Below are 12,385 nucleotides of genomic sequence, written 5' to 3'. Positions count from 1 at the left end.
CACCCAAATCGTGGCGTCTTAAGGCAGACCTTATGTTCAGCTCAGAGAGGACGGATATATAAAGAGGTGGCGTGTAGCCAAGACCATTTACGAGTAAATCACGAGCTTGGACCTTATAGTCCAAGTCCTTTTCCCTGTAGGTTTTTAATTTGTCTTCACAGATAGGAAGTCCAAAAGAATGAGTCACCGTTACACCTCTTTGTTAAAAGAAAGTGTAACACAAAATCAAAGGAAATGACACAAAAACCAGATGACCTTGAATTGAAATATATCCAAGAACTGGCTAAGAGCAGTAAAGAAGTACAGGATTTGTTAAAGGAAAAGCAAAAGGCTATTGATGATTTAAACAGGGGCAAAAAAGTATCTTTCAATAAGTATGAACCGGCACCCTCGCCAAAGGGTGATATTCGACTTATTAAAACACATACAAAAGAGCTAAAATCCGATAAGCAAATCGAAAAAGAAACCTTTGAGGTCAAGAATGATTATAATGAAAAGATAAAACAGGCTTTAGAGGAAAAAGCTTTTAAGAACGACCAAGACTATATCTATCCAGTTGTCAAGAAAATGGACAAAGACGATACTGTTATTCTTCTTGAGCAAGGTAGGCAAGCCTATAAGGAAAAAGCAGTTGAATCATCCCTCGCCTATGATTTGGACGAAATAGACGACCAATACCAATCCCTTTATTTGAGTTTTGAAGAAAATGAAAAGGATATCGATAAATCACCATCGCCAAGCGATGATTATGAATGAGTAATTATGCAAGTTGTTTGTTTAGAAGAAAAAGCATTTTATGCCCTTTTTGATAAGGTCGTTGCCTATCTTGACGAAAAGCAAAAGGAAGAACCACTTCAATGGATAGATGGTGAACAGGCTATGGCAATGCTCAATATTGCCTCCAAAACAACCTTACAAAAGCTAAGGGATGAAGGTAAGATACGTTTTTCACAGCCTCAAAAACGCATCATTCTTTATGATCGTTATTCCTTGCTTGATTACTTGGAGCAACATGCCAAAGAACCTTTTTAGCTATGGAAGAACAACACAAGGTAGACAAGGACTACAAAGAAGCATTTAATCAAGGTTATATGTTATCAAAAGAATTGGGATTGAAACCAGATATTTTGGACGGACTCAAAGCAGGAAAACAACGTATAAGAGCGATGAAAGATGGTATGTCACAATACCAAGAGGAAATCAGTCCAAGCAAAACCAAAGATCAATATAAAGACAACATTCCATCATTGGACATTGATAGTTTGGACAATTTTTACATTGACCTTAAGGATCAGGACAAAGACTTGGACAAGGATATTGGTATGGATATGGACTGATACAATAAAATAGCCCGCAAACCCTAACCTTATTGCGGGCTATCTATCACGAATGGGAAAACCCTGTGTTATTTCCAATCCGTTTATTTAAACACTATTTCGCCGACTTTATTGTCCCAACCATTAGGATAATAGAATTCAACCTTTTTTACATTGACAATTAAAAGTCCTAAACGATGATCCGGTTCAGGCTTTTCAAGTGCATAAGTTATGATGGTGTTCAACTGTTTGGAAGGTGGAAATTTGGGATGAGTTTTATTTTCTTCGAAATAATCAAAGAGTTTTTCTGCTTCATCGGCAGAAATATCCAAATCTTTAACATGACGTGATTTTCCGCCCTTGTATCTAAAATCTAACTTCCCATACCAATTGCCTTGTCTACCTCCAAAATCAATCAAGATGCTTTGGTTGATTATCAGTTTGCCAGATGGTACATCATATGTGTTTACGCTAACATTCCTAAAGCCTTTGTATACCAATGCTTTGGAATCATAATCTTTGGCTTCTTCTTCCGCTTTCTCAATTTTTTCCTGCCATTGCTTTCTAATTTCCTTTAACTTAAAAGGGTTGTCACTATTTATAGAAATACTGCGATCGCCATCCATCGCATAAACATAATACTCGGCGAGACTTATGTATGGTTTCTGAACTGAGTTACTGCAACAATTACCACCTTTTTTATATTCTTCATTCGACCTTGGATTATCCAAATAATTACTGTAATCTATATCCGAGCATAGGTTAATGGCACCAAGGAACATTGTTCTTAGATTATCCTTTTTAGTTTCAAGTTTGAACTTTTCTATATCCTCTAATGTTTGTGGTGCTGATTCATTACATCCGACTAGACCAATAAATAACAGAGCGAGCTTTATAGTCTTTAAATTTCTCATGTTATTCAAGTGTTATTGATTCAACAATGGCTTCATATGAACTTATACGCACGGATGTAATCGTCTGTCCGTTTAATTGATAAGAGTTATCTTCGAAAATATCTTCGGTGTCGTTGACGGCAAAAATTTCATCGACCACCTGTTCACCGTTATAGAAAGTAATAGGTGTTTGACTGTTTATGAATATTCTTGCTGTTATACTTGAAACACCACTAGCTTGACTTAAATCAAGTTCTATATAACTGGCGTTTCCATCTTGTGGATATGCTAAGAGCAGACCAGGATAAACTTCCGAAGGATTTGGTTCTACTCTAAATGCTTCAAAGGAATAGCCCTGTACCTCAAAGGCTGTGTCATCTAGACCAATTGGTATATTGGATAAATCAATTGTAACAGGGTCAAAGGTTGGATTGTTATCTTGGTTGCCGTCATCGTCACTAGAACAGGAAGCGGCCATTAAGACTGGACAAAGAATACTGATAAATAATATTTTGAAAATTGAAGTTTTCATATAGATAAATTTTTAAAATGATTAATAAACTTTTTGATTTGGGAGTTGTGAAAAAGAATTACTTAAGGGGAACGGATGCGAGGTGTTTTCATATCGGTAAAAAAGAAGCGTGGAACTTAGTGTGTCTCGATATCGTGGTACTGGTATACCAAAGAGTCAAAGACAGCAACTAAGCCCACGCCTTACCGTGGGCAATAGCTTCTGACTTATCACATGACTCTTTTAAAAATTACCAGTTTTCGATATCAGTGAAAAAGTTAGCTAATGCTTATTATGTATGTTCTAATAAATTATATATCTATACTTGTTCGTTATTTTAATTATTGAATCTAAAATAGTGATTCCAAAAACCACGCCAAAAAGATTCTGAGATTTTTTTAAATTAAGGAGAAAAGCTGACAAGGTTTTCATCAGCAAATGAAGTATAGTTAGTATCAGTAATTATTAGATGGTCCAAAATCTTTAAATCAAGATAACCAGAACCTTTAACCAAACGTCTTGTTAAGTTGATATCCGATTGACTAGGCTTAGTGTTGCCAGAGGGATGATTGTGTCCAAGAATAATGGCACAAGCCCTCGCCTTCAATGCAGAGGCAAAGACCAGTTTTGCATCGACTAAGGTACCTGACACACCACCTTGGGATATGGGGACAATTCCCATACAGCTATTATTACGATCAAGGAGCAATATCTTAAACTCTTCATAAAGATTGATGGTCAAATCATTCCAGTTTTCCCTAAAGAGCTTTTCAGCGTCTTTGGAACAAGACACTTTAGGACGCTCTGAAGCCTTGACTTTACGCTTATAGTTGAGTGATATTTCACTGATATTTGTTTTAAATTTTTCTGTCATCATAAATTATTGAAGGAAAATGTTTGATTTTTGTACGCACTGAATAGATATATTTTTTTATATTTGATTATCCCTTAATGAATTAATTGATAGCTCGTTTTTTATTTGATAACACTTTTTTGATTATCTAAAAAATGAAGCAAAAATTTTCAGTCCTAATTGTTGAGGACCATCAAATCAACATTGATAGTTATAAAAATGCATTAGAATTTGCTGGTGAGAAAGCAAATGTGAATTTCACGGTGTCTGAAGCATTAAACTGTGACCAAGCGTTTGAAAGAATAGCATCTCTTAAAGAGAGTGGCGAATTAGATATAGTAATTCTTGATATCAGCCTACCTCCAAGTAAGAAATATGATATATTGAATGGTGAAGGCTTAGGTTCTCTAATCAAACAAAAATTTCCAAAATGTAAATTAATGGTTTGTACTAGCCTTAATGATAATTTTAGACTTAATAGTATTCTTAAATCATTAAATCCAGATGCTTTTTTAATTAAATCTGATATTACTTTCTTGGATTTGGTTTCAGCCATTAATAAAATCTTAAAAGACGGTTCCTTCTATAGTGAAACAATACTGAATCTAATGAGAAAAAAACTTACTTCTGATTTGGTATTGGATGATTTGGATGTCAAAATTCTACAAGAAATTTCGAATGGGGCAAGGATGAAAGAGTTAACAGATATAATTCCGTTGTCGAAAACTGGAATTGAAAGAAGGAAGAAAAACTTGAAAAATGTTTTTAAAGTGAAAAACGATAGTGATAGGGATTTAATTATAAAAGCACGAGAGAAAGGCTTTATCTAATTTAACAATCTAAAGTATTCAAAATGAACATATTTTGTAGGCGTTTTTAATTTTTAAAATTGGAATAAATTGTTGATTTTTAGGTTGTAATAAAGCGGAAGTCGAAAAGCTAAAAAGAGTAGACAAAATTTAAATAATAATTATGAAAAAATTTTCAAAAATCGTGCTAGCATTATTTTTAGGAGTATGGACATCTAATCTTGCTGCTAGCGAGCTGAATTCATTTGCAGAAAATACAGACGCATACGTCTTAAACGACTGTTCATTTGAAGAAAAACTATTAGCTACAGACGCGCTATATTTTGTTAAGATTCCTTTAAAAGGAACATTTACTCTTCATGGTTGCACTATGACTTATGACATTACTGTAAGTTATAGCGTTATACAAAATCAGGTCACTAATATAAGTGGCAATATTTCTTTCAGTGGTGCTTGCTCGGGCTCGATTGATTTTGATATAGATATGAGGTCTAATAGTGATGGTACTATTAATGAATTACCAGTCTTTGATGAGGTGGATGTTGATAATAAAACTGAATTTGAACAGCATCTTGTTAGTGAAATCAATAGAGCTATAACCAAATAATAATTAAAGAAAGTATTGTTATTTTTTAGGAGCCATTCTCGGTTAAGAATGGGAATGGCTCTAATTTCCTTCAGATAAATAATTTTAGACTTAATAATATGAAAACTATAGAATTATATTTTATTAATGGTTTATTGACCGCGCTTTTGTTACTTAGTCAAGTTTCTTCATATACTGATAATTCTTCTCTAAAAGTTTCCAAACATGATTCAAAAAAGTTTGTGCCTTCATTCTTTTCATACAAGACATTTAATACAAATGATTTTGGAGCAGATGTTCCTTTGGAAGAAAAAATCGCTAAATCTGCATTTAATAATTTTCAAAGGGATTTTATAGCAAACTCTAATGTTCTTCTTTTAGATGGTTATGTTTTTGCAAATCTCGATCCTGGTGTATCGGTTAATTTTGAGGGTGAAAATTTCGTATTTTCTTATAGACATGGAAATATAAAAATGGATGTTTCATCTGATCAATGTTATGAATTAGAACCTGTCAAATTTAAAAAAATGGAAAAAACGGATTTACTCAAACTCGAACCTACAGAAAGTGCATATGTTCATGAGGATGGTAATTTTATTATAGTTATAGATGCCAATTTGGATTGGAAAATTCAACCCGCGCTCTTTGCAAGTCAAATGTTCCCTTACGGTGTATCCAAAGTTTACGATAGAAAAGAAAAAACATTAACAAAGCTTATTAATGTAGAAAACGCTACATCCGAACAAATCTCTAAATTGGAATTAAATGATTTTAATTCTACCAATTGTACTAAAGTTAAACCATTTTTTTTGTAGTGGAAGATAAAATTTAGGCTAAATTAAGTATAGTGGAATTTTGTTCATGTAACTTTTGAGAAAATGCGGCCCAATATTTCTTACTTCTTTGATATTTTTCTCTCTTAATTGAAAAACCTTCGATTTTTTATATTCTTGAAGTTGACGCCGATATCTATTTTTATAATTAAAATGAAGGCTTAGTCATAAGTTAAGCTTCTAAAAATTAATTACTGAATCTAAAGCTTCATCAGTTTCTTTGTGTGTAAAATTTTGTTGATAGTTTATAGTCGTTGTAATAGAGGAGTGACGATAAAGCTTTTGCAACATTTGTATTGGAATTTTATCACCTGATAGATTGCCAAAAGTATGTCTGGCAATATGCATCGTTAGTTTTTTATTGATTTCAGCTTTTTCAGCAATTTTTTCAAGGTATTTATTGAATTTCTTATTTGCTGTTTTAACCTTGTTATAAATGTCTTTTGGGTCTTTCAAATTGGCTTTTTTCATTTCTGAAAAAATAAAGTCATCATTGGATTGTTTATTTATCTTATAAGACTCTAAAATTGAAATAATTTTCTCAGGCAATTTAAGAGAGAGTAACTTGCTGTTTTTACTCATTCTATAATGCAATCGACCATCATAAATATCATTCCATTTTATCATCAGAACATCGCCTACTCGCATACCGGCAAGATAAAAGCTAAATAGCCATATATTTTTTGCATTTTCTTCTTGTTTGGAAAGATTATCTAACCTTTCTATGGCTTGTATCTCTTCAATAGTTAGTCCTATTTTTTCTGTCTCAGGAAATTTAATGCGAATTTTGTCCGCTCCAAAAGGATATAGTTTACGATCTACAATCCCTAAGCGAATAGCTCTATTATAGAGTGTTCTAATAACTATAAGATTATTGATGATTGAACGTTCAGAATTTTTGCGTTTTGTTTTTAAATGAAGAGAAAATTGCCTTAATAACGCCTCATCTATTTCATTGAAGCTTAAATCATCATTATTTACAAAATTTGTAAAGTGATTTACGCGAGCCTTATCTGATGACAACCGTCTTAATTTTCCAGATTTTTCTAGCTCATTCATATAGTCGTCTGCAATCTCTTTAAAGCTTGTTTTTGTTAATGGTGAAGTAATTTCTTTTTTTATTTGTTTTGAAGACACTTGTTTTTTTTGTGACTCTAAATCAAGCAATGTTTGGTTGGCTTCTGCCAACTTTATTAAAAGAAGATTATTAAGACGATTAGCATTTGGGTAGGACTTACGGACTTTGTTATTAGAGCTATCCCAATATTTATCATCAATATACTGACCTGTATAAAGATATGTTGTTTTACGATTTTTTGTAATTCGAACTGCTAAAGGATATAGACCTTGTTTGTTTGCTTTTTTTCGAAGGACTACTTTTATACTTGATGCCATGTCATTGAATTTATATCAAAGATACAAATTTTAGGTACAACATAGGTACAACAAATAATGGTTTTTAATGTTTTTAAATGATGAGTTTTGATTTGTATTTAATGTAATTATTTGAAAATCAATATAAATAAGATTGGTAAACTTCATTACACGCTGGATTCAAAATCCAGTTCTTTCGGGAGTGTGGGTTCGATTCCCACCTTGAGTACTTGTAAAAACCGTAATTCATTTATTATCAAATGATTACGGTTTTTATTTTGGTATGTTTTTTGTGACTATTTTGTTGTTAACTAATTGCAAACCAATCACGTCATGATAAGCAAATCAACTATCTTCAGCTTCTTTTTTTTAATTAGTTCAATTTTCATCAACGCACAAAAAGAAATAGAATGTAATATGAAACTTTCTATTTCTCATGAGTTAGTTAAAAGTGAAAAATACGATACTGCTTATGAACCATGGTCTATTGTAAATACCGATTGTCCAGAATTAAATTTTGCTATTTATGTTGATGGTGAAAAAATATTAAAGTATAAAATAGATAATTCTGTAGGTACAGAAAGAGTTGGTTATATAGAAGAGTTGTTGGCTTTGTGGCAAAATCGTAGTAAGTATTATGAGAGTAAAACTCCTAAAGGTGAATATCAGGCAAAAGCTTGTCAATTAATCTATGATTATAGAGATGATTTAGGTAAAAGCAAACAAGAATTATTTGCCTGTTTTGATACTACTTTTGAAACAGATAAAGAAACCTTTACACATCCTAAGAGTTTATATACTTATTTTTCCTTGGTTGTAGATCTTTATGAAAAAGGTGAAAAAACTGCAGCAGAATTATTCAACACATATGACAATATCAATGAGAAAATTCAATTAGAAATTCAGAATTATTCCGAAAAGCTAAATGTGTTATTACAAAAGCAGGAGAATGGAGAGGCACTCAATAAAACAGAGAAAGCAAATAAAAGGGCTTATGAAAGTTACCTTAAAAATTATACAATCATTGAAGAGAGTATAGATGCTATTTCTAGCTCAAAGGCTAATTGTGATAATTTAATACCTCTTTACACTAAAGATTTTAATGCTAATAAAGATGATTCAGTTTGGTTAAAACGTGCTGTAAGTAGAATGTATCATAAAGAGTGTACAGACCATGAATTATATGAAAAATTGGTAAAGCAATATGATCAGGTTTCTCCATCGGCAGATACTAAGATTTATGTAGCAACGGTTTTACTCAAAAAGGGTAAAAATGAAGAGGCTTATAAGTATTTAGAAGAAGGCTATCGTTTAGAAACAGATACTTACAAAAAATCAAACCTTGCTATAAGAATAGGTGTTATATTTAAAAGTAAAGGGCAATATACTAAAGCACGAAACTTTTTACAGGATGCGGTGAAATTAAATCCTTCTAATGGTAGACCACACCTAATAATTGCAGATATGTATAGTGATAGTGCAAAGAACTGTGGAAAAGATAATTTCTATCAAAGAGCTGTATTTTGGTTGGCAGCAAAAGAAGCTGAAAAGGCAGCTCGTTTAGACCCTACGTTACAGAAAACAGTTAGTAAATATGTTGCTAGTTATGAAGCTAAAGTACCAACAAAAGAAGAAATATTTTTGCGTGAAATGTCTGGCAAAACAATAGAAATAGGTTGTTGGATTAACAGGTCTATTGTAGTTCCGTAATTTTAGTCTTTTAAAAATATAATCTAAATACCGCATTAGTCGTTAGGCCTAGAGAAAATCTTGAGAATTTATCTACGCTATCGCTATCGTTAGTTCTAAAGTAATTGTTGATTGCATTTTTTCTGTCGGATATATTCCAGACTGAAGCACCAACTTCAGATCTAAAAGTGCTACTTATTTTAAACTTATAAAGTGTTGAAGCATCTATTCTTAGATAGTCTTTTAATCGCTCACCGTTAGCAACATCCCAGTTAATATCACCATCTTCAATTTCGTTATTTTTTATTGGTATTGAGGTTGGTTTGCCAATTCTGTAATTAATACCTGCAGAAATATTCCAAGAATCAGTGCTGTAGGTGCTACCTAATGCAAAGGAATGGGTAATATCAAAATTGCTCGGAAACTCTATCTCTTCTAAATCTTCAAAAGTGTATTTGTTGTTTATATATGAGTAGCTCAACCAATTGTTAAAGTCGTTCAGTTTTTTTCTACATAAAAATTCAAAACCGTATGCATTGTAGCTCCCTTGTTCTCTAGCAAACTCATACTTAGTCGTAAAACTTTGGCTTTGCGTAGTAATACCATCAACTGTTTTGTAATAAAGTTTAGAGTCTAAAAGCCAACCTTTGTTTTTGTATAATATTCCGAATGAAGCCTGTTTACTTTTAATAATAGGAATACTGTCATTTTCGGTAAGCTGCCATCTTCTTTTTTCAATACCCAAAAAATCATTTTGAAAATTTACAATTTGAGATACATTTTGATGTTTGAATTCTCCTAAAGCTTCAATTTCTATATGATTTCCTAATGCTTTTCTAATACTAAGTCGAGGTTCTACGATAGCTTTTTGGAACTTTGTAATATAGTTGCCTCTAATACCTGCTCTAATAGCAAAATCATTAGCTGCATTACTAAATTTTGCTTGACCATAAACAGCATGTTCTCTTAAAACTTCTTCATCTCGCCTTACAAAACGAGGTAAATCAATATCGTTGAGATTAGTAATCTTAGTTTCTGTAAAATCATAGCCCAACTTTAGCTTCCAGAGATTTTTAGTGTAAATGTTTTGGACTTTAATACCTGTTTCAGACACGATGTTTTCCTGTAAAAAAAGCTGGTTAGAAACAATATCAGCATTTAAGGATTGCAATTTGTAATCTGAGTTGTAAGTGTTTATTATGGTTTCAAATTCTTTATTCCATTTTCTGGTATAATTCAGGCCAAATCCTAGTGTACTTTGAGACACTTTACTTTGTCTAGTAATCATGTTATCATCCAGCTCAGTTGTTTCATTAAAACTTAAATCGTTGCTGTTGTGAATAAAATTCAATCGGATGAAATCTTTTTCAGAAGGATTGTATAGCCAGCGCAATGAAGCGTCATAAAAATTGAATTCTTGATCTGATTTTGCAATTTCAGAATTGTTGTTTTGAATCTCGTTATCTTGGGTTATTCTATCAAAATACACTTTGTAAGTCGGTGTTCTTACAAACTCATCCAACGATTTTCTTGAAGCTACTTGAAGTGATGATTTTTCGCTAATGGGTATGTTGGTAAATAACTCTGCATTCAGAAAATTTATGCCAAAAATGCCTTCAAAATCTGAATTGATTTTTCGGTCAGTTTTCATATGAATTGTACCAGAAACACCATCAGTAAAAGACACGTCCGAGCCATTATTGATAATAGTGGCTTTCTGGGTCATATGAGGATTAAAGCTAGACATAAGCCCAAAGAAATGACCTGTTTGGTACATTTTTATATTATCCCAAAGAATAAGGTTTTGGTCGTTAGAACCACCTCTAATGTTAAGGTTAGATACTGTTTCATCGGTACTTAAAATACTTGGTAAAGCCTGTACGGTTTGAAGAACATCAGACTCAATTAATCCTGGTAAAAGCGTAAACTCACTATAATCTATAGAGGTTGTCCAGTCACTATCTTTATCTATACCTTGAACTAAATAAGCTTTTAATAAAACGGTACTGATCATTTCGTGATGCTCTGACATAGTAATGACACTACATTGTTCTAAATCAAAATATCTGGCTTGTCTTTCTATAGTTTTAAAACCAATAAATCGTATGGATAGCATATCGTCCAAAGAATTTAATTCTAATTCAAAATAGCCATCTTTGTCACTTATAGTGTATTTAGAATCACTGGTTATAGTTGCTCCTTCAAGCGGTTCTTGTAAATATTCATCTTTTAAATAGGCACAAATTTTTATAGGTTTAGATATGGTAATTATAGCTTTACTGACTATTGTAAAAACTAAATTTGTTTGGTTATGAAGGCTTTCAATTTTAGCTGATAGGTCTAAATCCTTACGAGGCTCAAAAACTACAATATCATCAAGAAGCCCACTTTTGTAATTAAATATTACGTTGTGGGCTGTCTCTATTTTAGTTAGTATGTTTTCAATAGGGAGTTTATTTTCTTGGTCATTATCCTGACCTTGCAAAAAAGCAATTGAGAAAAAAAACAGTAGTAAAAGAAGTAAGTATTTATTTGGTGGCATTCTCTATTGTCACTTCCTTATTTTGGATAAGAAAAGACAAATTTAGAGGATTTGTAATAGATTTTAAAGCATTTTCAAGGTTATTATGCTCAAAGGCACCAGTGAAATGTATTGTATGACTTCCTTGGTAGTTTATTTTAATATCATATTGCTTTTCAAGCTCAGTAAAAACATCTTGCAAAGTGGCATTTTCAAAAACACTCATACGTTTTATCCAATGAGGTTCGGCAATAGTTACCTTAGTTTTTTCTGTGTTACCAGATTTTAAGGAAAATTCTGTTCCTGCAGGAACGATTACTTCTTTATTATTATAGTTTACAGTTACTAAACCTTCATAACAAGACACTTTAAACTCATTTTCTCTAGAAAGTACATTGAATTCTGTACCTAAAACACTCACGTTTCCTTGATTGGTAACCACATCAAAACGTTTTCCTTTTTCAACATCAAAAAAGGCTTCACCTTCAAGATTTAGAGAGCGTTTTTCACTCCATTTAGAGGCATTATATTCTAAATGAGATAGTTCGTTAAGGTTTACTATTGAGTTATCTGGAAGAGTAATAGTTTCGTTTTGCGCTAACTCTGTAGTGTAGCTATTTATATTGTCTTGGTTTAGAACGGTAAAAAGTGCTATGCCAACAACCAAAATTGCTGCAATGCTAGAAATTACTTTAGTCCAGTTTATAGTTTTTGTGGTGTTTTTGGCAGGTAGTTGCTTTTCAAATTCGTCAAAAGACAAAACTTTAGCATTCTCGTTTCCTCCAAAACGTTGTGCTTCTTCAACAATTTCTTCATATAAAGCAGCATCTTTCAGAGCTTTAAAGGAAGTCATCTCTGATTCAGATAGTTCGTTGCTTAACCACTTTTTAACTAAAATTTCTTGATCCATGACTTTGGGGTGTTCTATATTTAAAACAACTCTCTTTTAAAATGTCCCAAACTTTTTTGAAATAAATTTTAATTGAGCTGTTTATACTTA

The 12,385-nt window shown here is 32.2% G+C and carries 13 protein-coding genes; 7 read left to right on the top strand and 6 right to left on the bottom strand.

The genetic code is table 11. From position 1 onward, the window contains the following. Positions 1-234 precede the first annotated feature (234 nt). Genes QGM60_RS11850 through QGM60_RS11840 form a run of 3 tightly spaced genes read left to right on the top strand, consistent with a single transcriptional unit; the run spans position 235 to position 1,337 of the window. Positions 235-756 (top strand): hypothetical protein, encoded by a 522-nt coding sequence (locus QGM60_RS11850; protein WP_281140458.1) that lies wholly within the window; start codon positions 235-237, stop codon positions 754-756. A 6-nt stretch (positions 757-762) separates the two neighbouring features. Next, entirely contained in the window at positions 763-1,032 is a 270-nt protein-coding gene (locus tag QGM60_RS11845) for a helix-turn-helix domain-containing protein (RefSeq protein ID WP_281140457.1), read from the top strand. A gap of 2 nt (positions 1,033-1,034) precedes the next feature. Further along, positions 1,035-1,337, top strand: coding sequence for a hypothetical protein (locus tag QGM60_RS11840; RefSeq protein ID WP_281140456.1), 303 nt, complete (start codon positions 1,035-1,037; stop codon positions 1,335-1,337). 83 nt (positions 1,338-1,420) lie between these two features. On the opposite strand, the gene QGM60_RS11835 is transcribed toward QGM60_RS11840, so the two are convergent. The 3 genes from QGM60_RS11835 to QGM60_RS11825 form a co-directional block, all read right to left on the bottom strand. Beyond that, the gene (locus QGM60_RS11835) at positions 1,421-2,230 is read right to left on the bottom strand and encodes a hypothetical protein (protein ID WP_281140455.1); all 810 of its coding nucleotides are present in this window, start codon (positions 2,228-2,230) and stop codon (positions 1,421-1,423) included. 1 nt (position 2,231) lies between these two features. Then, positions 2,232-2,687 carry a hypothetical protein gene (locus QGM60_RS11830; protein ID WP_281140454.1) on the bottom strand — a complete coding sequence of 152 codons (456 nt, stop codon included), beginning with the start codon at positions 2,685-2,687 and terminating at the stop codon, positions 2,232-2,234. 436 nt (positions 2,688-3,123) lie between these two features. Then, positions 3,124-3,597, bottom strand: coding sequence for a JAB domain-containing protein (locus QGM60_RS11825; RefSeq protein ID WP_281140453.1), 474 nt, complete (start codon positions 3,595-3,597; stop codon positions 3,124-3,126). A 131-nt stretch (positions 3,598-3,728) separates the two neighbouring features. On the opposite strand from QGM60_RS11825, the gene QGM60_RS11820 reads away from it, so the two are divergent. From QGM60_RS11820 to QGM60_RS11810, 3 genes are all read left to right on the top strand, one after another. Then, complete coding sequence (locus QGM60_RS11820) at positions 3,729-4,403, top strand: response regulator (RefSeq protein ID WP_281140452.1); 675 nt, start codon at positions 3,729-3,731, stop codon at positions 4,401-4,403. Between the two features lie 142 nt (positions 4,404-4,545). Then, positions 4,546-4,989, top strand: a complete 444-nt coding sequence (locus tag QGM60_RS11815; protein WP_281140451.1) for a hypothetical protein — start codon at positions 4,546-4,548, stop codon at positions 4,987-4,989. 98 nt (positions 4,990-5,087) lie between these two features. Next, positions 5,088-5,783: a hypothetical protein gene (locus QGM60_RS11810; protein WP_281140450.1), complete on the top strand. Its 696-nt coding sequence runs from the start codon at positions 5,088-5,090 to the stop codon at positions 5,781-5,783. Between the two features lie 198 nt (positions 5,784-5,981). Here QGM60_RS11810 and QGM60_RS11805 read toward each other — a convergent pair whose 3' ends face one another. Next, positions 5,982-7,196: a site-specific integrase gene (locus tag QGM60_RS11805; protein ID WP_281140449.1), complete on the bottom strand. Its 1,215-nt coding sequence runs from the start codon at positions 7,194-7,196 to the stop codon at positions 5,982-5,984. Between the two features lie 396 nt (positions 7,197-7,592). On the opposite strand from QGM60_RS11805, the gene QGM60_RS11800 reads away from it, so the two are divergent. Further along, a complete protein-coding gene (locus QGM60_RS11800; RefSeq protein WP_281140448.1) occupies positions 7,593-8,885 on the top strand; it encodes a hypothetical protein in 1,293 nt (430 codons plus the stop codon). A gap of 10 nt (positions 8,886-8,895) precedes the next feature. Here the strand turns inward: QGM60_RS11800 and QGM60_RS11795 are convergent, their stop codons facing one another. Next, positions 8,896-11,406 carry a TonB-dependent receptor gene (locus QGM60_RS11795; protein WP_281140447.1) on the bottom strand — a complete coding sequence of 837 codons (2,511 nt, stop codon included), beginning with the start codon at positions 11,404-11,406 and terminating at the stop codon, positions 8,896-8,898. Then, positions 11,393-12,295, bottom strand: a complete 903-nt coding sequence (locus QGM60_RS11790; protein WP_281140446.1) for a FecR family protein — start codon at positions 12,293-12,295, stop codon at positions 11,393-11,395. Before QGM60_RS11790 ends, QGM60_RS11795 begins: the two co-directional genes overlap by 14 nt. Between the last annotated feature and the right edge of the window lie 90 nt (positions 12,296-12,385).

This window comes from Winogradskyella sp. SYSU M77433, assembly GCF_029911945.1.
Taxonomy (GTDB): domain Bacteria; phylum Bacteroidota; class Bacteroidia; order Flavobacteriales; family Flavobacteriaceae; genus Winogradskyella.
The sequence above is the reverse complement of the archived record's forward strand: the minus strand, read 5'-3'. Positions and strand labels throughout refer to the sequence as shown.

Coding starts and splice junctions, on each gene's coding strand:
- QGM60_RS11795 (WP_281140447.1), bottom strand. CDS start 11,406: ATGCCACCAAATAAATACTTACTTCTTTTACTACTGTTTTTTTTCTCA.
- QGM60_RS11830 (WP_281140454.1), bottom strand. CDS start 2,687: ATGGCCGCTTCCTGTTCTAGTGACGATGACGGCAACCAAGATAACAAT.
- QGM60_RS11835 (WP_281140455.1), bottom strand. CDS start 2,230: ATGAGAAATTTAAAGACTATAAAGCTCGCTCTGTTATTTATTGGTCTA.
- QGM60_RS11800 (WP_281140448.1), top strand. CDS start 7,593: ATGAAACTTTCTATTTCTCATGAGTTAGTTAAAAGTGAAAAATACGAT.
- QGM60_RS11820 (WP_281140452.1), top strand. CDS start 3,729: ATGAAGCAAAAATTTTCAGTCCTAATTGTTGAGGACCATCAAATCAAC.
- QGM60_RS11815 (WP_281140451.1), top strand. CDS start 4,546: ATGAAAAAATTTTCAAAAATCGTGCTAGCATTATTTTTAGGAGTATGG.
- QGM60_RS11845 (WP_281140457.1), top strand. CDS start 763: ATGCAAGTTGTTTGTTTAGAAGAAAAAGCATTTTATGCCCTTTTTGAT.
- QGM60_RS11805 (WP_281140449.1), bottom strand. CDS start 7,196: ATGGCATCAAGTATAAAAGTAGTCCTTCGAAAAAAAGCAAACAAACAA.
- QGM60_RS11790 (WP_281140446.1), bottom strand. CDS start 12,295: ATGGATCAAGAAATTTTAGTTAAAAAGTGGTTAAGCAACGAACTATCT.
- QGM60_RS11825 (WP_281140453.1), bottom strand. CDS start 3,597: ATGATGACAGAAAAATTTAAAACAAATATCAGTGAAATATCACTCAAC.
- QGM60_RS11850 (WP_281140458.1), top strand. CDS start 235: ATGACACAAAAACCAGATGACCTTGAATTGAAATATATCCAAGAACTG.
- QGM60_RS11840 (WP_281140456.1), top strand. CDS start 1,035: ATGGAAGAACAACACAAGGTAGACAAGGACTACAAAGAAGCATTTAAT.
- QGM60_RS11810 (WP_281140450.1), top strand. CDS start 5,088: ATGAAAACTATAGAATTATATTTTATTAATGGTTTATTGACCGCGCTT.